This is a genomic window from Streptomyces sp. NRRL F-5123, assembly GCF_000721495.1.
In the GTDB taxonomy this organism is placed as follows: domain Bacteria; phylum Actinomycetota; class Actinomycetes; order Streptomycetales; family Streptomycetaceae; genus Actinacidiphila.
On record NZ_JOHY01000002.1, the window covers coordinates 402,857 to 428,586 of the forward strand.

A 25,730-nucleotide genomic window follows, 5' to 3' on the forward strand; every position below is an offset into this window, starting at 1 on the left:
GCCCCTCCCCCCGGGTGCGGGCCCGCTCCTTCCGCCTGCCCGGCCTCAGGCGCGCAGGAAGGCCGTGAGCGCGCCGGCCAGGTACGCCGGGTCGTCGGCGCCGCACAGCTCGCGCGCGGAGTGCATCGAGAGCATGGGCACGCCGACGTCGACGGTGGTGATGCCGTGCCGGGCGGCGGTGATCGGGCCGATCGTCGTACCGCACGGCATGGCGTTGTTGGACACGAAGTGCTGGAAGGGCACGCCCGCGGTCTCGCACGCGGCGGCGAAGAGGGCGCGGCCGACGCCGTCGGTGGCGTAGCGCTGGTTGACGTTGGACTTCAGGATCGGCCCGCCGTTGGCCCGCGGGTGGTGCGTCGGGTCGTGCCGCTCGGGGTAGTTGGGGTGGACGGCGTGGCCGACGTCGGAGGACACGCACACCGAACCGGCCAGCGCCCGCGCCCGGTCCTCGTAGCCGCCGCCGCGCGCGTGCACGGACCGCTCCAGGACGTTGCCGAGCAGCGGGCCCATGGCGCCGGTGTCGGCCTGGCTGCCGTTCTCCTCGTGGTCGAAGGCGGCGAGGACGGGGATGCGGGTGAGGTCGCCCGCCTCGACGGCGGCCAGCAGCGCGGCGGTGCAGGCGTGCGTGGACAGCAGGTTGTCCAGCCGCCCGGAGGCGAGCAGCTCGCGGTCCCGGCCGAGGTACGCGGGCGGCTGCACGTCGTAGGCCATCAGGTCCCAGCCGGTGACGTCGTCGGCGTCCAGGCCCGCCTCGGCGGCGAGGAAGGCGACGAGGTCGCCGTCGTGCGCCTCGCCCAGGCCCCACACCGGCTGGAGGTGGCGCTGCTTGTCGAGGGTCAGCCCGTTGTCGTTGACCCCGCGGTCGAGGTGCACGGCGAGCTGCGCGACCCGCAGCAGCGGCCGGTCGACGTCCACCAGCACCGCCGACCCGTCGCGCAGCGCGAGCCGCCCGGCCAGGCCCAGGTCGCGGTCCAGCCAGCTGTTGAGCAGCGGCCCGCCGTACAGCTCGACGGAGACCTGCCGCCAGCCCGCCGCGCCCATGTCGGGCCGCGGCTTGACCCGCAGGTTCGGCGAGTCGGTGTGCGCCCCGACGATCCGGTACGGCGTCTCGGGCCGCGCCCCCGCGGGCACGTACCACGCGACGATCGCGCCGCCGCGGGCCACGTACTTCCCGCCCGCCTCGCCGTCCCACGCGTCCGTCTCCGCGACCTGCCGGAAGCCCGCGCGGTCCAGCCTTTCCGCCACGGTGGCGACGGCGTGGTAGGGCGTGGGCGCCCTCTTGACGAAGGCGGCCAGGTCGTCGGTGTGCGAGCGGTCGAAGACACGCGGTGCGGAACTCATACCGGCCAGTCTAGAAAACCCGGCGGACAGTCACCCGGCCGGTGACGGGCGGCGAGGTCACATGCGCTCGATCTCGGTGAGGTCGACGGTGAGCGGGAAGGGGACGCCGACCCTGAGCCGCTCCTGGTGGACGCCGGTGGGGACGTAGCAGAACGTCAGCACGTCGAGCGCGTACGTGTGGACCGCCGGCAGGTTGTCGGGGCCGGACATCTCGACGCGCCAGTAGTGCGGGATGCGGGCGCGGGCGTACTTGAACGGCTTGGTCTCGCGGTCGCGCTCCCGGGAGTCGGGGGAGACCACCTCGACCGCGAGCACGACGTCGTCCGGCGGGCAGCTCCGCCGGTCCGGGTCCAGGTCCGCGTCCGGGTCGCCGGTGCCGTCGGTCCTGACGACGATCAGATCGGGTACGGGCGCGGTGTGCTCGCTGAGCACCACGGCCGTCTGCCGGCGCACCCGCAGGCCGGCGGGGGCCGCCTCGTGCAGCGCGTGCCGCAGCAGATCGGCGGTCACCGAGTGGAATTCCTGCTGCGGGACGGGCAGCACGAGGCTGCCGTCCATCAGCTCGGCGCGGGCGGGCAGGTCCAGCCGGAGGAGGTCGTCGAGGCGGTAGCCGCCCGGCGGGGGCACGGGCCACGGCGAACCGTCCGGCTGCGCCGGGCCTTCGGCGGCGGCCCGGGGGCGGGGGGTCGTACTCCTGGTCACGCCTCCGGATTGTGGCGGTGCCGCCCGGCGCCCCCGCACGCAAACGTCCCACCCTCACCCGAAAGGGCGAAGGCGGGACGTTTCAGCAGGTCAGAAGATCGGAAGGCTTCCGTCAGACGGGCGTCAGAACGCCTCCTCCGGGAGGTCCATCACGTCGAGGGTGACGGTGTCGGCCATCGCGCGCTGGACGGCCACCGCCGGGAGGACGTTCGCCGCGAAGAACTTCGCCGCCGCGACCTTGCCCTGGTAGAAGGGCACGTCCTTGGCGGAGGCGGACGGGAGCTTGTCGAGGGCGACGCCCGCGCCGCGCAGCAGCAGGTAGGCCACGACCACGTCGCCGGAGGCGAGCAGCAGCCGGGTGGTGTTGAGGCCGACCTTGTAGATGTTGCGGACGTCCTGCTCGGTCGCCGCGAGGTCGGTCAGCATCGTGCCGACGATGCCCTCCAGGTCGGCCGCGGCCTTGGCGAGCTGGTCGCGGGCGTCGGCCAGCTCCTCGCCGCCGGCCGCGTCCGCCAGGAACTTCTTGATCTCCTCGCTGAGGGCGGTGAGCGCCTGCCCCTGGTCGCGGACGATCTTGCGGAAGAAGTAGTCCTGGCCCTGGATCGCGGTGGTGCCCTCGTAGAGGGTGTCGATCTTGGCGTCCCGGATGTACTGCTCCACCGGGTACTCCTGGAGGTAGCCGGAGCCGCCGAAGGTCTGCAGCGACTGCGCGAGCTGCTCGTAGGACTTCTCCGAGCCGTAGCCCTTGACGATGGGCAGCAGCAGGTCGTTGAGGCCGTGCAGGCGGCGGGCGTCCTCACCGGTCGCCTCGGCGGCCTGGATCGCGTCCTGGACGGAGGCGGTGTAGAGGACGAGCGCGCGCATGCCCTCGGCGTAGGCCTTCTGCGTCATGAGCGAGCGGCGCACGTCGGGGTGGTGGGTGATGGTGACCTTGGGCGCGGCCTTGTCGGTGAACTGCGCGAGGTCGGGGCCCTGGACGCGCTCCTTGGCGTACTCCAGCGCGTTCAGGTAGCCGGTGGACAGCGTCGCGATCGCCTTGGTGCCGACCATCATGCGGGCGAACTCGATGATCCGGAACATCTGCCGGATGCCGTCGTGCTTCTCGCCGATCAGCCAGCCCCTGGCGGGGTGCCGGTCGCCGAAGGTCATCTCGCACGTGTTGGACGCCTTCAGGCCCATCTTGTGCTCGACGTTGGTGGCGTAGACGCCGTTGCGCTCGCCCAGCTCGCCCGTCTCGGGGTCGAAGTCGAACTTCGGCACCATGAACAGCGACAGGCCCTTGGTGCCCGGTCCCGCGCCCTCGGGGCGGGCCAGCACGTAGTGGATGATGTTCTCGGCCATGTCGTGCTCGCCCGAGGTGATGAAGCGCTTGACGCCCTCGATGTGCCAGCTGCCGTCGTCCTGCGGGATCGCCTTGGTACGCCCCGCGCCGACGTCCGAGCCCGCGTCCGGCTCGGTGAGCACCATCGTGGAGCCCCACTGCTTCTCCACCGCGAGCGCGGCGATCTTCTTCTGCTGCTCCGTGCCCTCCTCGTAGAGGATGCCCGCGAAGGCGGGGCCGGAGGAGTACATCCAGATCGCCGGGTTGGAGCCCAGGACCAGCTCGGCGTAGGACCAGATCAGGGAGCGCGGCGCGGTGGTGCCGCCGATCTCCTCGGGCAGGCCGAGGCGCCAGTACTCGGCGTCCATGAAGGCCTGGTAGCTCTTCTTGAACGTGTCCGGCACGGGTGCGGTGTTCGTGTCGGGGTCGAATACCGGGGGGTTGCGGTCGGCGTCCGCGAAGGACTCCGCCAGTTCGTTCTCGGCAAGGCGCGCCAGCTCGGCGAGGATGTCGCGCGCGGTGTCGGCATCCATGTCGGCGAACGGACCCGTGCCGTACAGCTGGTCGCGGCCGAGCACCTCGAAGAGGTTGAACTCGATGTCGCGGAGGTTCGACTTGTAGTGGCCCATGACGTCGGCTCCGTATCGCTGCTGGTGTCACAAAACGTCTCACCCATGATGCTACCCGTCAGTAATAAGGCGCAAGCCCCGCTCCCCTGATGTGACGGGATCGATCCGCCGGGATCTGCGCCGGGATCTGCGCCGGGCCCGCGCCGGGGCCTGCGCCGGGATCCGCGCCCGGCCGCGCCGAAGCGCCGTTACGCTAGGGGCCGTGTACGGCTACGACCAGAGCGCGAATCCGGGTCCGGGGCCGGGTCCCGGCGGGCCCGCGCCCATGCCGGGCTACCCGGACGCCGGTGCGCCGATGAACGGCTACGCCGACCCGAACGCCGCACCGCCCATGGGCGGCGGCTACCCCGAGCCCTCGCCGCCCTCGCTCACCGACGCCGTACGCGCCTTCACGACCGGCTCGATGGCGGCCGAGGACTTCCAGGCGATCTTCGCCACCTCCCGGGTCTACTGCCCGCGCGGCGAGAACCCGGGCTTCCTGGCGCTGCACGACACCCAGCAGCCGGTCATCCCGATGTTCAGCTCGCTCAAGGAGCTGCGCCGCTACGCCGGCAAGGAGTCGAAGTACTTCGTCATCACCGGCGCCGAGGTGCTGGACCTGCTGCCGACCGGCTACGGCTTCGTGCTGGACATCGACGGGCAGCACCGGATGGTCTTCGACGCGAAGGCCGTCGAACAGATGGTCGATTTCACGATGCGCCGGATGTACGGCTGATGTGTGCGCCGGATGTGCGGCCGACGCGTCGATGCACGGCTGATGTGCCGGGCGCGCGGCTGACGCGCCGGGGTGCGCGGCTGAGGTCCGCCGCTCATTGAGTCCGTTACACCCCTTGCGCCCCTTGGGCTGCCGCGCCCGATCGGGTGAGGGAATGGTCACGCGTTGCTAGATGTTCAGTGTTCAACTACATTGGAAGCGCACCGTCCCCGAGGAGGTTCCCCCCATGCCTGCCGTGACCGTCGAGAACCCGCTGGCCCTGCCGCGGGTCACCGCACCCGCCGAGGCCCACTCCCGTTCCGCCCTTGCCGTCTCCACCGCCCCGAGCGGCCTGGAGGGCGAGGGATTCCCCGTCCGCCGCGCCTTCGCCGGGATCGACTACCGGCACCTCGACCCGTTCATCATGATGGACCAGATGGGTGAGGTGGACTACGCCGCGGGCGAGCCCAAGGGCACCCCCTGGCACCCGCACCGCGGCTTCGAGACCGTCACGTACATCATGGACGGCACCTTCATCCACCAGGACTCGCACGGCGGTGGCGGCACCATCACCAACGGCGACACCCAGTGGATGACCGCGGGCTCCGGCCTGCTGCACATCGAGACCCCGCCGGAGTCGCTCGTCCTCAGCGGCGGCCTCTTCCACGGCCTCCAGCTGTGGGTGAACCTCCCCAAGGCGGACAAGATGATGCCGCCGAAGTACCAGGACCTACGCGCCTCCGGGCTCAAGCTGCTCACCTCCGGCGACGGCGGCGCCCTCATCCGGCTGATCGCCGGCGACCTCGGCGGCCACGTCGGACCCGGCGCGACGCACACCCCCATCACGATGGCGCACATCTCCCTCAACCCCGGCGCCGAGCTGACCATCCCCTGGCGCGCGGACTTCAACGCCCTCGCCTACGGCCTCGCCGGCTCCGGCTTCGCGGGCCCCGAGGCGCGCCCCTTCGGGATGGGCCAGGCCGTCGTCTTCGGCAAGGGCGACACCTCCGGCTCCGGCGACGCCCTCACCCTGCGGGCCGCCGAGACCCAGGACTCCCGCTCGGCGAACTTCGAGTTCGTCCTGCTCGGCGGCCGCCCGATCCGCGAGCCGATGATGCAGTACGGCCCGTTCGTCATGAACACCCACGCCGAACTGGCCCAGGCCTTCGACGACTTCCAGGCCGGCCGCCTCGGCACGATCCCGGCGGACTCCCCGCTGGGGAAGTAGCCCCTGTTTTGCGCGGATGGGCCCGCTCCCCCTTCGCCGGGGGAGCGGGCCCTTCGCGTCCCTTGGCACGCGTGGCCTCGCCGGCATCCGCCATGTACCCGCTCGGCGTTGCTACGAGGTGGTCGGCCTCGGCGTGCACGAGGTCTCAAGCGGGGTCCAGAAGCCCCTCACTCCTGGCCCAACCCATGAAGGTGGTTCCGTCACACGGGAAAAAGGCCTCGGCGTCCCGCAGTGCATCAACCACGGTGCAGGCGGACTCCTCCGCGATGAGCCCGTTGCGAAGCCCGTGGCAGATGAGGTGGAGCGAACTGGACACGGAAACGCCGAGTGCGATGCCCGCGTTCCTGCCGGCTCGGTCGTCGATCACTGCCGTGCAGTGGTGCAATTCTGCATACGCGAGAGTCGTGGCCTCGCCGAGGTCTTTGGTGTCCCTGCTGCTGCCGCCCAGACGGGAGTGGAACATCGCGAACAGGCGGAGGAACTGCAACGAGTCATCGCTGGCCGCGGTCAGCCACGGCTGAGCCCCGACCATGTGCAGGCGGCTGTGGCGAGATGCGCCGCGCTGGAGTTCGTCCGCCACGACCGTGGTCATGAAGCAAGCGCGGCCATCGACGAGCTTCTCCAGAAGGGCGAGGTGGCCGGAGCGCGCGAAGTAGTTCAGGGGTGAACTGTCGAACACCAGAGGTGATTTCGGGTCCCCGGCCGTCACGGCAGGTCTTCCCCCAGTTCGCCGCGCAGTGCCTCCAGGGGAAGGGCGTCGGGTTGGCCGAGGTCCTCCTTGTGCAGCCGGTCGTCCCTGATGATCTCCAGGGCACGGGTGGCAGAGATCCGGTGTGTCCGGTACGCGCGCACGGCGGCGGCGCGAATACCGGTGGGAACGTGCCCCGTGGCCAGTTCCTCCACCACTCTGATCCCCGCCTCCATGTAATCGGCGCGGGTGGGCGAGGACCGGTCCAGGCGGCGCCACTCGTCCTGACTGATGATCTCGTAGGACCGGAGTTGATGTACCGCGGTGGACCAGCTCACGCGGTATTCGGCAGCCAAGGTGACGACGGCGGTGCGCAGTCCGTTCGGTTTGTCACGTAGGTGCGCGAACCGGTCCTTCACGCCGGGGGGGAACAAGAAGGCGGCGGCGAACGCGTTGACAGCCCGCTCGTGTGCGCCGGTATCGGCCCCCCAGTCATGTGAGTAGGCGTCGGAGAGAATGTGATGCCCGAATTCGTGGGCCAGTGTGGAGCGACGCCGCCCCGCGTCCTGGGCGCTGTTGATCACGGCCACGCCGAACCTGTCGAGTGCGATGTAACCGCCGTCTATGCTCTGCGGCCCGAGGTCCAGGGACCATGTGTACAAGCCGGCGGTTTCGAGGACATCGGCGAGTCCGATGATCGGTTGCCGGTCGTCGACACCGGCCAGTCGGCGTCCTACGGCTGCCGCCTTGTTCACCGCGATGCCGTCCTCGGCGCTGAACGGCACGACGGGAGGACGCGGAGGAAGGGGCTTGAGAGCTCCGGAGTCCGTCAGGGTCCGAAGGTCCCGCAGGCAGTCGTCCAGGGCGTGCTCACCGGCCTTGTCGTCGCGCCGACCTGGGTCGGCCCGTCTGCTGGCGACGGCGGGTTCAGGCGGTGTGACGAACCAGGACAGCGGTCGACGCAGTACGGTTCCCAGGGAAGCGAGCTCCAGTGAGTTCAACTGCCTGCGGCCGGTCTCGATCTTGGCCAGGGCGAACCGTTCGATACCTGCACGTTCCGCCAGCTCTTCCTGGCTCAAGCCGCGAGCAGTGCGCGCTTCGGCGACTCGCGCGCCCACGTCGCTCCAAGACCACTCAGCATCCATTGTGCCAATATCGCACAAGGGAACTGGAGTCGCTACGGACTCACCGCAGCACGCCCACCCCGCTACCGCGAGGGACGGATGAGAGAGCGTGCCCCGCTCCCTTCAGAGCAGGTGGCCGGCCTTGCCCGCCTTGATGTCGGCGATGGGGGTGCGCAGGGCTTCCGCGGAGTCGGTGAGGTAGTGGTCCTCCTGGCCGTTGACGGCTGTGTACGCGTTGCCGTCGAGTTGGCCGGCCGGTCCCTCTGCGTACAGCAGTGCGTGCCCGGCTCCGGGGAAGACGCCCGCCCTGAAGAGGATCACCCGTACGGCGACGTGCTTGCCCTCCGGGACCGCGCAGAGGTGGTCGAACTGGGCGCGCATGGTCTTGCCGCCGCCGAACCGCATGTGCAGCGCCGCCTCGTGGACTAGCCGACGCACGGCCGGGCGCGCTCGTCGTCCAGGACGCACTGTCGCTCCATGCGGTGCTGCACCCGCAACTCGACCTCGAGCCGCGAAAGCGGAGGGAGGGCGGCGTCGAAGACGCAGCGCGCGTAGTCCTCGGTGTGCAGCAGGCCCGGCACGTGCACCGTCTGCCACGGCGGACGGCCCCTCGAACGTCACCTCCGTCCGTCCACGCCACCGTCCAGGCTTCGCAGACGGCGGGTTGGCGGGAATGCGACCCATGGAAACCCGCTGCACCCAAATATGATTCAAGCGTCAACGACCACTGTCGGAACTGACGACCCGTCCGTCCCTGCGCGGGGCCCCGCGTCCGCCGCTGTCACGGCGCCCGGCCCCGGCGGGGCGTGGCAGGCCGGAAGCCCCCCACCCGCAGGAAGGCAACTGGCAATGAAACTCAAAACGCTCGGAACCGGTACAGCAGCCGCGGCCGCCCTGGCCATGAGCGCACTCGTCATGGCCCCGCCCGCCTCCGCCGCCAACCCCGCCAGGCCTACCGTAGGGGTGGATTGCGGCCCCTGGGGCACAGGCCAGGCAACACTCGGCGCCCAGAGCAGCGGCACGAGCGCCGCCCTTTTCTTCACCACGGCCGTGGTGTGGACGTCGCACTCCTTCCCGGCCAACTCCATGCAGTCGACGATCACGCTGACCGATGCCCAGGGGCACGACGTCACCTTCACCGGCAAGGCCAACTCCGCGTGGACGCTGCCGTGGGAGCCTTTCGTCTCCGGCCCGATGCTCGGCTCGGTCACCCCGGGTGAAACGCTGGAGTTCAAGTCCCTCACGAGCTCCTTCGGGACGTTCAGCTTCACCTGCACGGCCACCTCGCCCCAGGACCCGGGGCCGTTCACCTTCTGAGCCTCCGACCGGACGAGTGAGTGTGCGGGGGCGGAGGACTCCGCCGGGGGAGAGGGCCCGGACACGTCAGAGGGCCCCGGCCGTCGTCGGGGCCCTCCGTCGTAGGCGCGTCAGTTGGGACGGTCCCTGGGCTCGCCCGAACGGGTGACTTGTACGCATGGGATGCGGCTGCCGCGGAGGATGCGTCGGGATTCTTCGCGGTCTTGGCCTTGTTGCGTACTCGCGTGCTCCGAGGCAAGGGCGAGGTAGTGCCTGGACAGCAGCGAGTGAAACTGGCGGAGGCGTTGGTTGAGTGCCGCACAGGACGCTCTCCGCTCGCTGAGGGTTTCGCGCCGTTCAACCACCAGCTGCTCATCTCGCCTCTGCCGCTCCGCATGGTCGAGTTCCGCCGACTTGGAACGAAGGGCACTGCGGTGTGCCATGAGTCCGGACGCGAGCGTGCCGGTCACCCCGACCACAGCAACGACTAAGGCGCTCGTGGAAGGGCCCATGCCGCAGAAGGTAGCCCAATCGGACGGGTGAGGACTGCTGCCAGCGGTGCTTGGTGACTGACCTGCGGCTACGCGAGACGGCGCAGCGCCGCGGCGTAATCGGCGGGACCCCGGGTCCCGCCGGCAGGCCGAGGCCCGCGTGTTCTGCGCCCCCCCGACAAGTCCCCCTGGGGGGCGGGGTGAAGCGGGTCGCGTAGCCCGCCGGTCAGCCTTCGTGGCCGCGGAGGATGGCGGCCATCTCTTCGAGTGAGACCGATCCGGCCATGCCCTCGGACTCGGCTCTCAGAACTTGCCCGAGTGCTCGGCCGTGCGGTGGCCCAGGCGGCGGGCGAAGGACTGGAGGAAGTCGGGGGAGAGCGGGGGCCAGCCCCAGAAGTCGAAGGCGAGGGCGCCGAGCGCGAAGCCGGACTCCCACTGCCACTCGGTCACCGGGACAAGGGCGCCGCACGCCGTGCACGGGGCATCGCCCTCGCCCGTCGCCTTCCACGCGGCTATGCCGTTCTCGAACCGCTCCCAGACCTCGGGGTCCGCCTCGAACTGCTCGGGGTAGTCGATGACGACCGTACGCGTCCCGCACCGCGGGCAGTCGGCGTACTCCGCCTCGTCCGTCCCCTGGCCGCCCACGTGGTGGTCGCGGCCGACGACGACGGCCACCGGGCCCGGTATCCAGTCCTGGCCCCACGCGTCGTCGACGGCCTGCCCCCAGGCCTGACCCGGCACGTACCCCTCGTCCACGGTCGGGCTGTACACGCCGTCGCTCGACCTCTCCCGTGTGAGCAGGCCCTCGGCGGTCATCCAGTCGACCATGCGCTCCGCGAGCGGTCCGGCCTCCTCGCCGCCCACCTCGACATCGACGATCCGCTGGAAGTGGTCACCCATCGTCTCCCCGTTCTTCCGTTCCCTGAGGAGCACTGTGCCGCCTGGGTGTGACAATGCCCCCGCCGACGTCGGCGGGGGCATTGTCACACCCAGGCGGGGTCAGTTGGTGATCGTGCCCACCAGGCCGCTGACGTTGAGGAGTTCGTGGCAGCCGGCGGACTGCTTGCCGGTGGCCGGGGTGCCGGGCTTCTGGCAGGTGACCTCGACGGAGACGGTCTCGTTCTGGTTGACCTCGATCGGGGTGACCCAGTGGTAGTCCTGGTTGCGGAAGGTCTCCAGGGCGATCGTGGTGATCTTGCGGTCGCCGAAGGTGATCGTCAGCACGCCCTCGTCGCCCTGGAAGTTGGCGACGACGAGGTCCGTGACGCGGAAGACCTGGCCCGCGGGGACCTGGTAGACGCCCGTCTTGGTCTGGCCCCCGGACGCCTTGACGTCGATGGTCTGCGAGCTCTGCTGGCTGCCCGTGACGCCGGTGCCTCCGGTGCCGCCGCTCGTGCCGCCGCTGCCCCCGGTGCTCGCCTGGGTGCCGCTGCCCTGGCTCGGGGTCGGGGCGGCGCCCGCGTCGCCGGGGGTGGGGGCGTTCTGGGCGCCGGTGCTGGGCTGCGGGTGGACGACCTTGTTGGCCGCCGCCTTCGCGGTGCTGCGCACCGTCGGGCGGACCAGCGCGAACCATGCGAGGAGCAGCGCGATGATCGCCGCCAGCACCGCGAGCAGCCACCGCGGGAAGATCGGGATCTGGACGAACTCGCCGTCCAGCGGCGGCCGCAGGACCGCGGTCTCGTCGGTGACCGGGATCTCCGGGGTGACCGGCTCCATCGCGTACTCGGTCGCCGTCAGCGTGAACGGCCGGGTGACCGCCCTGCCGAACCAGATCGGCCGGCCCGTGCGCACCAGCAGCCGCAGCTCCGCTGACTCGCCCGGCTCCAGCGCGACCCGTGACGGCGCGAACGCGAACTTCAGCTCGTCGCCCGCCTGGCCCGGCGTGAAGCCCGCCCGCACCGGGGTGTTGCCCTGGTTGCGCACCGCGAGCCGGTAGCGGCCGCGCAGCCACCCGCGCCGCCGGCGCGGCAGCAGCTCGGTGCGCAGCTCGTGGAACTCGCTGATGTGCACGGTGGTCTCGGGCACCCGTACGGCTTCGGGGTGCTCGGCGGGCAGCACGCGCACCGCGAGGGGCACCGCGCCTGCCCGCACCTCCGGGGAGCGTGGCGGATCCAGGCGGATCGTCACGGTCTCGGCGGTGCCGGGGTAGAGGGAGACCCGCGCGGGCTCCACGGTCGTCCAGGGCGCGCAGTCCCCGACGACCTCCAGGCTGTACGCCTCGACGATGTCGCTGTCGTTGCGGACGGTGAGCGTGGTCGTGGCGGTGCCGCCGGGGGCGACCGCCACTTCCGGAATGTCGAGACCGGGCGCACCGGTACCGGAAGAGGCTGCAGAAGGCGTCACGCACGCGAGCGTAGATCCGTACAGGGGGTCGACACGAGGTGTGACGAGGGCAATACACGGGCAGACGTAATGCCCGGGAAGTCATGTCAACTATGTTGTTGTTGAACAGAGTTGTTCCATTAATACGACTGACACGCTCCCGGTTGCGGCTCGTGCGACCCTCGCCCGACGTACTCCTCCGACGCCCTGACCGCCCCCTGCGTGCTCCCGATGCCCCCGAAACCCGTCACCGAACCCCCTGAAGAACTTGCGGAACGCATGACACTCGTGCCATGTGCAGAGGAGAGCCTGAACCATGTCCGTAGTCGCCTCACACGAACCCGCCCCGGCCCGGGTGGCCCCCGCAGCGCCCCGGGCTTTAAACGACATGCGTCCGGCCCGCGTGACCGTGGCCGTCCATGCCGCCGACCTCGTCCTGCGGGTCGGCATCGTCCAGCAGTTGCGCCAGCGGCCGGAGATCGAGCTGGTCGACGGGCCCGAGACGGACCAGGCCCAGGTCACGCTCGTGGTCGTGGACACCGTCGACGACCAGGTCGCCGCGCTGCTGCACCGGCTGCGGCACAACAACGCCACCCGCACCGGGCTGATAGCCGGCAGCCTCGGCCCCGGCGCGCTGCAGCGCGTCATCGAGTGCGGCGTGGCGGCCGTGCTGCGCCGCGCCGAGGCCGACCAGGACCGGCTGCTGCACCTGGTCAAGGCGATCGCCAACGGCGAGGGCGTGCTCCCCGGCGACATGCTCGGCAAGCTGCTCACGCATGTCGCGAACCTGCACCGCTCGGAGCTGGAGCCGCAGGGCCTGTCCCTGTCCAGCCTGACGACGCGTGAGGCGGACATGCTGCGGCTGGTCTCGGAGGGCATGGACACCGCGGAGATAGCCCGCAAGACCGCGTACTCCGAACGCACCGTCAAGAACGTGCTGCACGAGATCACCACGCGGCTGCAACTGCGCAACCGGGCCCACGCGGTCGGGTACGCGCTGCGCAACGGGCTTATCTGACCGCGGGTACGCACCGGCAGCGGGGAGACGCCGGTGCGTACCGCGGTCGGCCCCCGGGGGGGTACGTCCGTACCGCGGCCGACCGTACGCCGGGGGAGCCGCGACTACCCGAAAGCACATCGGCGCTTCCCCCGGGTACGGCCCCCGCGCCCTGCCCTTCCGGGGCACCGCGCGGCAGGCTGGCAGGGTCGCACCCGTATGCGCACCCGCACGCGCACGGAATGCCGGACCTGAATGCCGGACCTGAACGCCGGACCTGATTGCCGCAGCACCCTGGGAGGGGACCGTGACCGGACCTGCCGACCCCCGCAGGCGTTTCCGCCTGGGAAGACTCGGGGTGTCGCTGCTGCTGTTGGTCCCGCTGCTCGGGGCCACCGCGGCCGCCTCCGGAAGCGACGGCGGCAGCTCCGCCACGCCGCACGCGGCGGTCGCGGCCGCCGGCGCCGACGACCGGATCACGTACGCGGGCACCAAGCACCGCAGCCTCGGCCAGGTGACGGCGGAGGACACCAAGAACAGCACCCCGCTGTTCGGCGACGGCCCCACGCACTACGACACCCAGCCCGCCGCGCTCGGCGACCGGCTGGTCTTCGCCAGCCGCCGCGACGAACCGAAGCCGCAGATCTACCTGCGGGCGGCGGACGGCTCGGTAAGCAAGCTCACGGACGGCATGGACGCCGCCCACCCGCGGCTCACCCCGGACGGCGGCTCGGTCGTCTTCGACGCCGCGGAGCCGGCCGTGGGCGGCGGCACCGAGCGCGACCTGTGGCTCGTCCACACCGACGGCAAGGGGCTCACCCGGCTCACCGACACCCCGGAGAACGAGGAGAGCCCCACCGTCTCCCCGGACGGGAAGCGGATCGCGTTCAGCTGCGACACCAACCCGTTGACCGGCACCCAGATCTACGTCCGCGACCTCGGCGGCGGCCCCGTCACCCTGCTCAGCGACCCGGCCAACGGCCCGGCCACCGAGCCGGTGTGGAATCCGGTCGACGACACGGACCACCGCAACCTCGTCGCCTACACCGCCATGTACTACGGCGACGGCCCGCCCCGCGTCGCGGCGGCCAAGGCCACGTCCGGGGCGAAGTCCCAGGCAAAGTCCGCAGCCACGTCCGGGGCAGCGGCGGCGGCCCCCGCGGGCGGCAGCCCGCGGCTGCGGGTGACGGACGGCACGACCGACCAGCCGTTCATGGCGGGCAACTACTCCGCCTGGCGGGCCCACGGGGCATCGTGGCTGCCCGACGGGACCGAGGTGGTCTTCCTCAGCCCCGAGGTCACGTGCAGCTGCGAGGGCGACTTCGACCACGTCTTCCGCACCACGCTGCATTCGGACGGCGAGCCCTCCCTCGTGCTCACCGAGGACCGCGAGGTCGCCTCGCCCACCTGGCTCGGCCCGGTCGACGGCGGCGGCGCGGTCGTCGAGCGCGACACCGCGGCCAACCCCTGCATCGTGACCCTCCAGGACGTCCGGATGGACGGCTCCGACCCGCGCGACCTCGGGGTGACGATCCTGGAGGAGGACCCGGCGGCCTGGACGAACACCGACCCGTCGAAGAACCCGCTGTTCGTGCCCGCGGCCGGCTACGACCCGTGGAGCGAGCGGCAGAACTACACGCCGGACGGCCGCCGGATCGTCGTCACCCGCTTCGAGGACGTCGACCCCACCGACCCCGAGTCCGCGCGCATGGAGCGGATCTATCAGGTGGACGCGGACGGCACCCACGGCGCGCCCATGCCGCTGGCCGAGCGCAGCGCCACCGACTGGGACACCGACCCGACCTTCTCCCCGGACGGCAAGCACATCGCCTTCACCCGCACCTCCCCCGGCGGCGTCCTGAACGCGGCCGGCCCCAGCACCGTGCTGATCGCCGACGCCACGTCCGGCGCCATCACCGGGAGGATCACCCCGCCCGCGGGCGAGACGCAGGGCCATGACGCGCAGCCCACCTGGTCGCCGGACGGCAAGATGCTCGCCTTCACGCGGGACACGACGAACGAGGGCGGCCAGAAGCACATCTGGACCGCGAACATCGCGGACCTCGCCGACCAGCACGACGTGACCAAGGACAACTGCCCGGCCGGCTGCGCGGTCGTCGACGACAGCCCCGCCTTCTCCCCGGACGGCCGCGGCATCGTCTTCAACCGCAAGAACTGCGACTGCCGCCAGGGTGAGTACGACGGCCTGCTCCAGGTCGCCCCGGACGGCAGCGGCTGCAAGGTGCTGCTCCCGCAGGGCGCCCGCGGCAACGCCTGCACGACGGAGCTGCCCGACACCTCGCAGACCGGCCCCTTCCAGCCGCGCGACGCGGCCTGGACGGCGGACGGCAAGGGCATCGTCTTCACCTCGCGCGAGGCCGAGGCCCCCAACAGTCCCGAGCACCTGCGGCTGCTGGACGTCGCGACCGGCACCGTCACCGCGCTCACCTCGGAGCTGGCCGGGCGGCAGAAGGAGCCGTCCGTCCAGCAGTCCGTGGACCTCGCGGTCGACGCGCCCGGCACCGTACCCGCGGTCACCGTCGGCACGCCCGCCACCGTGACGGTCAACGTGGTGAACCACGGCCCCGCCGCCTCGCCCGGCACTGTCCTGACGATCGCGCCGCCCGCGGGCGTCCGGGTCACCGGCATCACCTGGCCCGGCCACACCTGCGAGGCCGCCACGCTCCAGTGCGCCCTCGGCGTCGTGGAGCCGGGCGAGAGCGTGCCGGTGACCGTCACGGTGGTCGGCGACGTACCCGGCAGCGGTCCCATCGGCTGGCACGTCACCGGCAGCGTCATCGACCCGCTGCCCGACGACAACGACAGCGACACCGTGGTGCCCGTGCAGGAGGCGCCGCCCACCACTCCGCCGCCCACGACGCCCCCGCCGACCACGCCTCCGCCGCCGCCCGCCCCGCCCGCGCCCAAGGCCGGGCCCGGGGTGCACGTCACCGCGCAGCCCAACCCGGGCTACGTCGGCGGCAAGGTCGTCGTGACGTACACCGTGCGCAACGGGCGCAACGCCCTCGCGACGGGCCTCCAGCTGCACATCGGGCTGCCCGCGGGCCTGCCCAACTCCGGCCCGCCGCCCGGCTGCGACAGTTCGTGGGTGTGCGCGCTGCCGGACCTCAGGCCCGGCAGGAGCGCCGTCGTCACGGTCGTGCTCAGCCCCGACAAGGCGCTCACCGGCACCGTGACCGGCCGCCTCACCACGACCGGCACGGACGCGGACCCGAGCGACAACACCGCCCGGCAGAAGCTGCGGATCCTCCAGCCGGTGATCGTCGCCGTGCCGCCGATCGGCAAGCCCGGCTTCGTCACCTCGGTCCGCGGCAAGGACTTCCCGCCCGGCGCCCCGGTACGTTTCACGTGGAACCCCGGCATCACCGCCGCGGCCGCGCCGACCTTCCCCGGCAAGGACCGCACCTTCATCGGGCAGCTGCTCATCCTCACCAAGGACCAGACCGGCCCGCGCACCATCACCGCCACCGGCCCCGGCTTCACCTGCGAGCCCATCGACTTCCTGGTGGTCAGCGGCAGCATCCAGCCGCCCGACGAGGTGACCCGCCGGTGATCCACGAGGTCGACGAGGCCCTCGGCCGGCTCATCACCGAATCCGGCCTCGAAGCGTCGGGCGTCGAAGTGGTCTTCGACGCACCGACGAAGGACTGGGCCGCGCGCCGCGGCGGCCCCACGGTGTGCGTCTTCCTCTACGACATCCGGGAGGACGTCAGCCGCCGCGGCAACGGGGCGGGGGAGATCTACGACGAGGAGGGGCACGTGGTGGGGCGGCGCACCCCGCCGCGCTGGTTCGACCTCACCTACCTCGTCACGGCGTGGGCGACCCGCCCGCAGGACGAGCACATGCTGCTCTCGCAGGTCCTGACGACGCTGACCTCCACCGAGACGCTGCCCGCCCGGCTGCTCGGCGGCTCCCTCGCCGAGCTGAACCTCCAGATCGGCCTGGACACCGCCGGCACCGCCATGGACGCGCCCGCCGCCGCCGACGTCTGGTCCGCCTTCGGGGGCGAGCTCAAGGCCTCGGTGTCGGTACGGGTCCGCGCCCCGCTCGCGGGCGTCACCCGGCAGACCGCGCCGCCCGTCACGGAGGGCCTGGTGCTGCGCACGACCGACCCCGTCCACGGGGCGGAGGAGCCCGAGCCCGGCCGCCGGCTGCGCTACACGGAGGTCAGCGACCCGGGCCGGGACGGCTTCGCGGGCCCGCGCGACCGCGGCGCTCCGCCCGCCCGCCGCCGCCGCGGGGAGCGCCAGCCGTGAGCACCGCTGCCGCGAGCGTCGCGGAGGAGGCGCAGCCCGGTGAACCGGGCGGGGAGGCGGACGGGTCCGCCGGGGGCGTCGGCGCAGCCGCGGACGGGTCCGCCGGGGCCCTGGGCCGGACGGTTGCCGCCGGGGGTCCGAGCGAAGCGGCGGGTGCGCCCGCCGGGGCTGTGGGCGGGACCGCGGTGGGGCCCGCCGGGGCCGTGGGCCGGACGGTTGCCGCCGGGGGTCCGGGCGAGGCCGCGGAGGCGCACGCCGGGGGCGTCGGCGAGTCCGGCGCACGTGGGGCGGCGGGGGCCCGTGACGCCGGGGCTGCCGCGGGGGGTCCGGGCGAGGCCGTGTACGCGTCCGCCGGCGACCTGCGCCGGACCGCGGGCACGTCCGCCGGGGAGGAACTGGGCGGCCGGGCCTCGGGCGGCGAAGTCGCCTCTGCCGAGCCGGACTTCGATCTCTGGGAGCGGCTCGGGGCCGTCGAGGAGTGGGTGCGGGACGCCGTTCGGCGGCGGCGTGCCGACGATCCGGACCCGGACGACCCCTACCGGGGCCAGTACCTCACGCCCGAGGCCGCGCAGCGCATCCTCGACGGGCCCGGCGGGCTCGGAATGCCCGCCGCCGCGAGCTGGCGCCCCGCGCCGGGGACCGTGCTCGACGGGCTCGCCGCCCGCTTCGGGCTCACCGCCCTCGACCTCGACCTGCTGCTCGTCGCCCTCGCGCCCGACCTGGACGCCCGCTTCGAGGCGCTCTACGGCTACCTCAACGACGACCTGACGCGCCGCCGCCCCACCGTCGCGCTCGCGCTCGAACTGTGCGGCCGCACGGGGGTGTCGGCGGCCCGCTTCCGGCTCGCCCCCGGGGCGCCGCTCGTCGAGGGCGGCCTGCTGGAGGTCGCCGAACCCGAACGGCCCCCGCTCTCCCGGACGCTGGCGGTGCCCGACCGGGTGACCGCCCATCTGCTGGGCAGCTCCCGGCCCGACGCCCGGCTCGCCGCCGTACTCGGCGAGGCGGCCCACGACCCGGCGGCCGAGACGGCGCAGGTGCGGGCGGCGGCTGCCGCGGCGGCCACCGGTACGGGCCTGGTCCACCTGCGCAGCCGGGGCGGCGACGCCGAGGGCCTCGCGGTCGCCGCGCTGCGTGCGTCGGGGCTGCGGCCGCTCGTCCTGGACGCAGCGGCCCTCGCCCCGCGCGCCGCGGAGGTGCCGGACATCGCCCGCGCCGCCGCCCGGGAGGCCCGGCTGACCGGCGCCGGCGCGGTGATCGGCCCGCTGGAGGCGCTGCCCGACCGGCCCGCCGAACGAGCCCGCGTGGTGGGGGAGTTGTGCGCGGCCCTGCGCGGCATCCCGCTCTTCACACACGGCGCCTCCGCGTGGGACCCGGCGTGGGCGGCGGACAGCCCCGTCGTCCTGACCGTCCCCGCACCCTCCCCCGAGCGCCAGGCCGCCCGCTGGCGGCACGCCCTGGAGGAGGCCGCGCAGGCCGTCCGCCCCGAGGGGCCCGGCGCCTTCGACGCGGGGGCCCACCGCCGGGCCGCCGCCGTACCGCCCGAGGGGTCCGGCGCCGCGGACGCGGCCGTACGCCCCGGCGAACCCCGCGTGCAGGACGCCGCGGCGCTGGCCGCCGCCGTCGCCGCGCACCGGCTGGACGCCCGGCAGTTGCGGCGGGCCGCCGACGTGGCCGTACGCACCGCCGCGCTCGCCGCCCGCCCGGTCGCGCCGGACGACCTGCGGACCGCCGTGCGCGCGCAGAACGGCGCGGGCCTGGAGCGGCTGGCCCGCCGCGTGGAGCCCGGCGTCGGCTGGGACGACCTGGTCCTCCCGCCGCCGACCCACCGCCGGCTGCGCGAGCTCGCGCTGCGCGCCCGGCACCGCGACCAGGTGCTCGGACAGTGGGGGATGCGGCCGGGGGGCGGCCGCGGGCGCGGCGTCATCGCGCTCTTCTCCGGCGAGTCCGGCACCGGCAAGACGATGTCCGCCGAGGTCGTCGCCGCGGACCTCGGCATGGACCTCTACGTCGTGGACCTCTCCACGGTCGTCGACAAGTACGTCGGGGAGACCGAGAAGAACCTGGAGCGCATCTTCACCGAGGCCTCCGCCGTCAACGCGGTGCTGCTCTTCGACGAGGCCGACGCGATCTTCGGCAAGCGCTCGGAGGTGAAGGACGCGAGCGACCGGCACGCCAACATCGAGTCGGCGTACCTGCTGCAGCGCATGGAGTCCTTCGACGGCATCGCCGTCCTGACCACCAACCTGCGGGCCAACCTCGACCCGGCCTTCACCCGGCGGATCGACGTCGTCGCCGACTTCCCCGTGCCCGACGCGGGGCGCCGCCGGGACCTGTGGGAGCGCTGCCTCGGCGAGCGGCTGCCGCGCGCCGCCGACCTGGACCTCGCCTTCTGCGCCGAGCGCTTCGAGCTGGCGGGCGGCTCCATCCGCGCCTGCGCGGTGACCGCCGCCTACCTCGCGGCGGAGGCGGACGGCCCGCTCACCATGCGGCAGACGGTGACGGCCATCGCCCAGGAGTACCGCAAGCTCGGCCGCCTGGTCCTGGCGGGCGAGTTCGGCCCCTGGCTCGCGGAGATCAGCGAGACCTGAACCGGTACGGGGCCTGAACCGGGACCCGGACCGGGGGCCAGAACCGGGACCCGGGCGCCCCGGGCGCACCCGCGCCGACCTGCTTCGTCACGCCCCGCCGCAGGCTGCCCGACGGAGCGTGCCGGAGCGCGCTCACCAGGTCACGCTGCGGGTCCGCAAAGGGCAGCGGCCCTGCCCCCCGGCAGGTCCGCCCGTCTCTGGCCGCCTCGGGTGTCTGCTCCGCAGACTCGGCCTGGAGACAGGTGATCCGCAGCCGGATCCCCAGCCTGTATGGACGCGAAGGAGCGAGTATGGCGACGTACCTCACCCCGGGTGTGTACATGGAGGAGGTGCAGTCCGGGGCCCGGCCGATCGAGGGGGTCGGCACCGCCGTCGCCGCGTTCGTCGGCTTCGCCGAGACCGGCCCGTTCCACGCACCGACCCTGGTGACCAGCTGGGACCAGTACAGCCAGTCCTTCGGCGGCTTCACCGAGGGCACCTACCTGGCGCACGCGGTCTACGGCTACTTCGCCAACGGCGGCGGCGCCGCGTACATCGTGCGCATCGGCGGGGCGGCGGGTACGGGCGCGGACAGCGCGCAGAAGGCGGTCGGCTCGGCGCCGCCCGTCGAGCTGGGCGGCTTCACGGTCGTGGCCAAGCCCGGCGCGAGCGGGCTGACGGTCGAGGTCGCCGACGCGGAGGGCGACAGCCCCGCGGAGGACCGCTTCAAGCTGCTGGTCAAGCAGGGCGACAACGTCGTGGAGACCTTCGACGCCTCCACCCGCAAGAACGTCCGCGCCTACCTGGTGACCCAGGCGCGCGGCTCGAATTACGTCGAGGTCGCCGAGAAGCGCGGCGCCCCGCAGGCCCGCCCCGCCAACGGCGTGACCGCGCTGGCCGACGGCCCGGCCCCGTCGGGACGCGGCGGCTCCGGCGAGGTGCAGCGGCTCAGCCCGTCCGAGTACGTCGGCGACACCGCCGCCCGTACCGGCTTCGGCGGCCTGGAGACGATCGACGAGATCACCATGGTCGCCGTCCCGGACCTGATGAGCGCCTACCAGCGCGGTGCGATCGACGCCGAGGGCGTCCGCACCGTGCAGCTCGCCGTCATCGCGCACTGCGAGCAGATGGGCGACCGGGTCGCCGTGCTGGACGCCCCTCCCGGGCTGTCCGCGCAGCAGGTGCGCACCTGGCGCAACGACGAGGCGGGCTACGACTCCCGTTACGCGACCCTCTACTACCCGTGGGTGCGGGTCTTCGACCCGGCGCTGGGCCACAACACCACCGTCCCGCCGAGCGGCCACATCGCCGGCGTCTGGGCCCGCAGCGACACCGAGCGCGGTGTGCACAAGGCGCCCGCGAACGAGGTCATCCGCGGCGCGGTGGACCTGGAGATCAAGCTCAGCAAGGGCGAGCAGGACCTGCTCAACCCGATCGGCGTCAACTGCGTGCGCGCCTTCCCCGGCCGCGGCATCCGCGTGTGGGGCGCCCGCACCCTCTCCTCCGACCCGGCCTGGCGCTACCTGAACGTGCGCCGGCTGTTCAACTACCTGGAGGAGTCCATCCTGCTGGGCACCCAGTGGGTGGTCTTCGAGCCCAACGACGACCGGCTGTGGTCCAGCATCCGGCGCAACGTCACGGCCTTCCTCACCGAGGAGTGGCGGCGCGGCGCGCTGTTCGGCCGCACCGCCGACGAGGCCTTCTACGTCAAGTGCGACCGCGACAACAACCCGCCCGAATCCATCGACCAGGGCCGGGTCGTGTGCGAGATCGGCGTCTGCCCGGTCAAGCCCGCCGAGTTCGTGGTCTTCCGGCTGGCGCAGTTCTCCGACAGCACCAGCCTCATCGACGAGTGACCGCGAACCAGCGACGTAGTAAGGAAAGGTGACGGAGAGTCATGGCAGAGGGCGACGCGCTTTCCACCCACATCTTCGGTGTGCAGCTCGGCGGCTACCTGGTGGAGTCGGTCCAGGAGATCAGCGGGCTGACCGTCGAGGAGGAGGTCGTCGAGGTCCGGCAGGTCAGCTCGGACGGCAAGCAGATCATCCGCAAGCAGCCCGGTGCCCGGCTGGCCGGTGAGATCACCATCACCCGCGGCATCGACAAGAGCAGCGAATTCACCAAGTGGATCAAGGAGACGCTCAACAAGGGCGCCGTCAACACCGCTCGGCAGAACCTCACGATCGAGATCAAGGACTCCGAGGGCAGCACGGTCCGCCGCATCCAGCTGATGCAGGGCTGGGCGTCCAAGTGGGAGGGTCCGTCCCTCAACGCGGGCCAGTCGTCCGCGGCCACCGAGTCCGTGACCATCGTGTTCGAGGAGATCGTCGTCGAATGAGGCGCCGTACGGTCAGCGCGGGCAGCCTGGAGGAGATCCTGGAGGCGACGGCTCCACTCGCCCGCGCGGCGGAGCAGCCGGCCGAGGCCGCGGGCGCGGCGGGGGCAGCGGCCCCGGCCGCCCCGGCGGCCGCCCCGCGGCAGCAGGCGCTGCGCGACGAGTTCGAGTTCGAGCTGCCCCGCGGCTACGTGGACGACGAGGGCGTCGTGCACCGGCACGGCTCCATGCGGCTGGCCACGGCCCGCGACGAGCTGCGCCCGCAGATCGACCTGCGGGTGAAGGAGAACCCGGCGTACCTGAGCGTGGTCCTGCTCAGCCAGGTGATCACCCGGCTCGGCCCGATCACGGATGTGCACGCCGGGATCGTGGAGCGGATGTACGCGACCGACGTCGCCTTCCTCCAGGACTTCTACCGGCGGGTCAACAGCGAGGGCCACACCCGCGCGGCCGTGACCTGCCCGCACTGCGACGGCGGTTTCGAGGTCGACCTCTCGGGCGGGCGCCTGGGGGAATCGTGACGTACGCCCTCCCCCGGCTGCGGGAGGAGATCGCGTACATCGCCTACCACTTCCACTGGGCGCGCGAGGAGATCCTCGACCTCACGCACGACGAGCGCCGCCAGTGGGTGAACGAGATCGCTCGCATCAACACCCGTATGAACGAAGGCGGTTGAGCACATGGCATGGCGGGACAGGCTGCACCGCCGGCCCGCGAGTGGCTCCGCCGGGTCCGCGGGCGGCTCCGCCGCGTCAGCGGGTGCGGGTGGCACTGCCGTGCCGGGTGCGGGCACCGCTGCCGCGGGGGGTACGGGCGGCTCCGGCGCCGGGCGTCGAGGCGGGCGGGCGGGGCGTTCCGCGGGTGCGGGCTCTGCCGGTGGGCGGGGCGCTTCCGCGCGTGGTACGGCTGCCGCCGGGGACGGTGGCGGGCGGGACGGCGGCGGATCCCCTGGTGCGGGCGGAAACGGATCCCCTGGTGTGGGCGGAAGCGGCTCCGCCGGTGGGGGTCCTGCTGCGGGCCGTTCCATGCCGGCCGGGTGGGACGGAGGGTGGCGGCGGACGTCGCCGCCCGAACTGACCGTTGCCCGCTCCGCGTTGGGCGTGAGCGACGGGCTGGTCTTCCGGGGGCGCCTCGCGTCGTGGCAGAACCCGATGTTCGACAACGGCCTCGGCCATGCGGTGTCGCCGGGCGCGCCCGCGGGTGTGGCCCGCGGTGTCGCGCGCCCGCCGTCCGGACGGCCCGCGCCCTCCTCCCCCGCCGGGCGCGGGGGTCCGCTGCTGCTCAGCGCGGTGCCGGACCGTACGCAGGGCGGTGCGCCGGCTCGCGGGGGCGCCGCGGGCGGCTCGGGCTCGGGCGGCGCTGCGGGGGCCGCTGCGGGCGGCGGTTCGGGTGCGTCGCGGGCGGCCGGGCGCACAGGATCCACGGCGGGCGGCTCGCCCTCGGCGGGCGCCGCCGCCTCGCGACCTCTCGCGCACGCGGCCGACTCCCCCGCGGTGCTTGCCGGTTCGGGTCCGGCGGTGCAGCGGGCCGCCGCTGCTTCCGGTGCCTCCGCCGCTTCCGCTGCCGCGGTGCCGATACCGCTCGTGCGGCGGATCGCCGTGGTGCCGGGTACGGGCGAGGCTCCGCCCGCTGCGGGCGGCCGTGACTCCGCCGGGGACGTCCCGGTCGTGCGGCCCCGCCCGGTGGGACCCTCACCGGTCGTCGCGCGCCGCCCGGCCCGTCCGGCGGTACGGCGGCTGAGCGCGCTGCGTCCGCCGCCCGCGGCTTCGGTGCAGCGCGCGGAAGAGGCTTCCGGAGCCCCGTCCGTACCGGCGCTGGGCGGCCGGGAACCGCTGGGCGCGCCTGCGGGCGGGGCGCAGCAGGGGGCGGCTTCGCCGGGCTCCGCGACCGCGGCCGCCGGTGCGATGCCGGTGGTGCAGCGGCCGGAGGGGGCTCCCGACGGTTCGGGCTCCGGGCCGCACGCCGGGGCACCGGGGGCGGGCGGTGCGCAGGGCGGCGCGGGCGGCGGATCGAGGCCGGGCGGTTCGTCCGGTTCCGCCTCCGGCGCCGGTGGCGGTGGTGCGGGCGGTGCCGCGTCCGTGCAGCGGGCGGTGCCGCCGCTCGGGGGACGTGACCCGCTGACCGGGTCGCCGGACACGGCGGCGCCGGTGGCGCCCGCGTCCGGGGCCGGGCTTGCGACCGCCGGGGGACTGCCCGTCGTCCAGCGTGCGGAAGGCGCGTCGGACGGCGGAGTTTCACGCGCGGAGGGTCGGTCCGGTACGGCCGCGGGCGCGCAGGGCGGCGGTGCCTCCGGCGCGGTCCCGCACGCCGCGGGTGGCGGCTCCGGGCCGCACGCCGGGAGCGGTGGCGGGCGGCAAGGAGCCCCGGGGGCGGGGTCGCAGGCCGGTGGAGCATCCGGTCCGGTACCGGGTGCGGGCGGTGGCGCGTACGGCGCCGCGTCCTCCGGGGGTACGACGTCGGGCGGCGCCGGGCAGCGGGCCGTGCCGCCGCTGGGCGGACGCGCCCCGCTCGGGCCTCCCATGGCCCAACTCCCCGACACGGCACGGCCGGCGGCCTCCGCCTCCGGCGGTGGGATGCCCGTCGTCCAGCGGGCGGAGGCAGCTCCCGGCGACGGGAGTGCGGCGGTGCCGCCCGGCGGGCGTCCGGCGGGTGGCGGGTCCGGTACGGCATCCGGCGGTGACGCGCGGGACGGCCGGGCGTCCGGTTCCGCGGGCGGCGGCACGCCGGGCGGCCGGCCCGGTACCGAGTCCCCCGCCGGCGGCGCGTCCGGCAAGGCGCCGGGTGCGGGCAGCCCGGGCGCCCCGGGTGGCCGGTCCGCCTCCTCGGCAGGCGCGGACGCGGTCCACGGCGGGCCTGTGCAGCGGGCGGTGCCGCCACTCGGCAGCCGGATCCCGCTGGGTGAACTGCCCGACGTGGGGGCGCCGGTGGCGCCCGCGTCAGGGGGCGCGCCCGCGACCGCCGGGGGACTGCCGGTCGTGCAGCGTGCGGAGGGCGCCGCGGACGGCACGGGCCCGCGCAGCGGTGACGCGACCGGCGGCCGTGGCCAGGCGGCGGCCGGGAGCGGTTCGGGGGCGCAGCCGGGGACGGCCTCGCCCGGTGGCCGGGGTCCGGCAGGGAGCGCGCCCGGTGACGGCGCGGTGCAGCGGGCGGTGCCGCCGCTCGGCGGGCGGAGTCCGCTCGGGGCGCCGATGACGCAACTTCCGGACAGCGCGGGGCCGGTGGGTTCTGCCGGAGCGCCCGGGGGACTGCCGGTCGTGCAGCGTGCGGAGGGCGCCGCGGACGGCACGGCCCCGGCAGGCGGCGGGTCCGGCGCGTCCGGGACGGGGCCGCGCGGCGGTGACGCGAGCGGTGGCCGTGGCCAGGCCGCGCCCGGTGACGGCGCGGTGCAGCGGGCGGTGCCGCCGCTCGGCGGGCGCAGCCCGCTCGGCGCTCCCATGACCCAACTCCCGGACAGTGCAAGGTCGGTGACCTCCACCCCGGGCGGCGGGATGCCCGTCGTCCAGCGGGCGGACGGCACGTCCGAGGCCACCCCGGCGGCCCCCGCCGCGCCGCGCAACCGCAGTGGTCTGGGCGCCCCCCTCCCCGCCATGCCCGCGAGCGCGGAGGTCCCCGGCGCGCCCCGTACCGTCCAGCGGGCCCCGGCCACCCCCGTGCTCGGCCCGAACGACCTGCGGCCTGTCTCTTATACACATCTGACGCTGCCGACGACCCCTTACG

At 73.6% G+C, this 25,730-nt stretch carries 18 protein-coding genes and 2 pseudogenes; 12 read left to right on the forward strand and 8 right to left on the reverse strand.

Annotated features, from left to right (window positions below; genetic code table 11):
• Positions 1-45 precede the first annotated feature (45 nt).
• From IH54_RS0103660 to IH54_RS0103670, 3 genes are all read right to left on the reverse strand, one after another.
• Entirely contained in the window at positions 46-1,341 is a 1,296-nt protein-coding gene (locus IH54_RS0103660; protein ID WP_031512802.1) for a M18 family aminopeptidase, read from the reverse strand.
• A 57-nt stretch (positions 1,342-1,398) separates the two neighbouring features.
• Positions 1,399-2,043 carry a Uma2 family endonuclease gene (locus tag IH54_RS0103665; RefSeq protein WP_031512803.1) on the reverse strand — a complete coding sequence of 215 codons (645 nt, stop codon included), beginning with the start codon at positions 2,041-2,043 and terminating at the stop codon, positions 1,399-1,401.
• A gap of 123 nt (positions 2,044-2,166) precedes the next feature.
• Positions 2,167-3,993, reverse strand: coding sequence for an acyl-CoA dehydrogenase (locus IH54_RS0103670; RefSeq protein ID WP_031512804.1), 1,827 nt, complete (start codon positions 3,991-3,993; stop codon positions 2,167-2,169).
• 202 nt (positions 3,994-4,195) lie between these two features.
• Between IH54_RS0103670 and IH54_RS0103675 the strand changes: the two genes are divergently transcribed.
• The gene (locus tag IH54_RS0103675) at positions 4,196-4,708 is read left to right on the forward strand and encodes an SseB family protein (protein ID WP_031512805.1); all 513 of its coding nucleotides are present in this window, start codon (positions 4,196-4,198) and stop codon (positions 4,706-4,708) included.
• A gap of 226 nt (positions 4,709-4,934) precedes the next feature.
• Positions 4,935-5,915: a pirin family protein gene (locus IH54_RS0103680; RefSeq protein ID WP_031512806.1), complete on the forward strand. Its 981-nt coding sequence runs from the start codon at positions 4,935-4,937 to the stop codon at positions 5,913-5,915.
• Positions 5,916-6,060: 145 nt separating this feature from the next.
• On the opposite strand, the gene IH54_RS41345 is transcribed toward IH54_RS0103680, so the two are convergent.
• The 3 genes and pseudogenes from IH54_RS41345 to IH54_RS41350 form a co-directional block, all read right to left on the reverse strand.
• The gene (locus IH54_RS41345; protein WP_052397020.1) at positions 6,061-6,624 is read right to left on the reverse strand and encodes a hypothetical protein; all 564 of its coding nucleotides are present in this window, start codon (positions 6,622-6,624) and stop codon (positions 6,061-6,063) included.
• Positions 6,621-7,748 (reverse strand): helix-turn-helix domain-containing protein, encoded by a 1,128-nt coding sequence (locus tag IH54_RS0103690; RefSeq protein ID WP_078861902.1) that lies wholly within the window; start codon positions 7,746-7,748, stop codon positions 6,621-6,623. Before IH54_RS0103690 ends, IH54_RS41345 begins: the two co-directional genes overlap by 4 nt.
• Before the next feature lie 102 nt (positions 7,749-7,850).
• Positions 7,851-8,314: pseudogene (locus IH54_RS41350) on the reverse strand (DUF5753 domain-containing protein).
• 262 nt (positions 8,315-8,576) lie between these two features.
• Here IH54_RS41350 and IH54_RS45265 point away from each other — a divergent pair.
• The gene (locus IH54_RS45265) at positions 8,577-9,044 is read left to right on the forward strand and encodes a hypothetical protein (protein ID WP_031512809.1); all 468 of its coding nucleotides are present in this window, start codon (positions 8,577-8,579) and stop codon (positions 9,042-9,044) included.
• A 773-nt stretch (positions 9,045-9,817) separates the two neighbouring features.
• Here IH54_RS45265 and IH54_RS0103715 read toward each other — a convergent pair.
• Both IH54_RS0103715 and IH54_RS0103720 read right to left on the reverse strand, forming a co-directional pair.
• Complete coding sequence (locus IH54_RS0103715) at positions 9,818-10,414, reverse strand: hypothetical protein (protein WP_031512810.1); 597 nt, start codon at positions 10,412-10,414, stop codon at positions 9,818-9,820.
• A 99-nt stretch (positions 10,415-10,513) separates the two neighbouring features.
• Positions 10,514-11,857: a hydrolytic protein gene (locus IH54_RS0103720; protein ID WP_234343332.1), complete on the reverse strand. Its 1,344-nt coding sequence runs from the start codon at positions 11,855-11,857 to the stop codon at positions 10,514-10,516.
• A 295-nt stretch (positions 11,858-12,152) separates the two neighbouring features.
• On the opposite strand from IH54_RS0103720, the gene IH54_RS0103725 reads away from it, so the two are divergent.
• The 9 genes and pseudogenes from IH54_RS0103725 to IH54_RS45270 form a co-directional block, all read left to right on the forward strand.
• On the forward strand, positions 12,153-12,854 hold the full coding sequence (locus IH54_RS0103725) for a LuxR C-terminal-related transcriptional regulator (RefSeq protein ID WP_078861903.1): 702 nt from the start codon (positions 12,153-12,155) through the stop codon (positions 12,852-12,854).
• Positions 12,855-13,140: 286 nt separating this feature from the next.
• The gene (locus tag IH54_RS0103730; RefSeq protein ID WP_043179626.1) at positions 13,141-16,407 is read left to right on the forward strand and encodes a DUF11 domain-containing protein; all 3,267 of its coding nucleotides are present in this window, start codon (positions 13,141-13,143) and stop codon (positions 16,405-16,407) included.
• On the forward strand, positions 16,404-17,111 hold the full coding sequence (locus tag IH54_RS0103735; protein WP_031512814.1) for a DUF4255 domain-containing protein: 708 nt from the start codon (positions 16,404-16,406) through the stop codon (positions 17,109-17,111). The genes IH54_RS0103730 and IH54_RS0103735 overlap by 4 nt, the downstream gene beginning before the upstream one ends.
• A gap of 395 nt (positions 17,112-17,506) precedes the next feature.
• Positions 17,507-19,699 carry an AAA family ATPase gene (locus tag IH54_RS0103740; RefSeq protein WP_031512815.1) on the forward strand — a complete coding sequence of 731 codons (2,193 nt, stop codon included), beginning with the start codon at positions 17,507-17,509 and terminating at the stop codon, positions 19,697-19,699.
• Between the two features lie 290 nt (positions 19,700-19,989).
• The gene (locus IH54_RS0103745; protein WP_031512816.1) at positions 19,990-21,534 is read left to right on the forward strand and encodes a phage tail sheath family protein; all 1,545 of its coding nucleotides are present in this window, start codon (positions 19,990-19,992) and stop codon (positions 21,532-21,534) included.
• A gap of 41 nt (positions 21,535-21,575) precedes the next feature.
• On the forward strand, positions 21,576-22,016 hold the full coding sequence (locus tag IH54_RS0103750; protein ID WP_031512817.1) for a phage tail protein: 441 nt from the start codon (positions 21,576-21,578) through the stop codon (positions 22,014-22,016).
• Positions 22,013-22,534: a zinc-ribbon domain-containing protein gene (locus IH54_RS0103755; RefSeq protein WP_031512818.1), complete on the forward strand. Its 522-nt coding sequence runs from the start codon at positions 22,013-22,015 to the stop codon at positions 22,532-22,534. Before IH54_RS0103750 ends, IH54_RS0103755 begins: the two co-directional genes overlap by 4 nt.
• Positions 22,531-22,689 (forward strand): DUF6760 family protein, encoded by a 159-nt coding sequence (locus IH54_RS46045; protein ID WP_199923323.1) that lies wholly within the window; start codon positions 22,531-22,533, stop codon positions 22,687-22,689. The genes IH54_RS0103755 and IH54_RS46045 overlap by 4 nt, the downstream gene beginning before the upstream one ends.
• Positions 22,690-24,586: 1,897 nt before the next feature.
• A pseudogene (locus IH54_RS45270) lies at positions 24,587-25,730 on the forward strand (hypothetical protein); the annotation flags it as partial.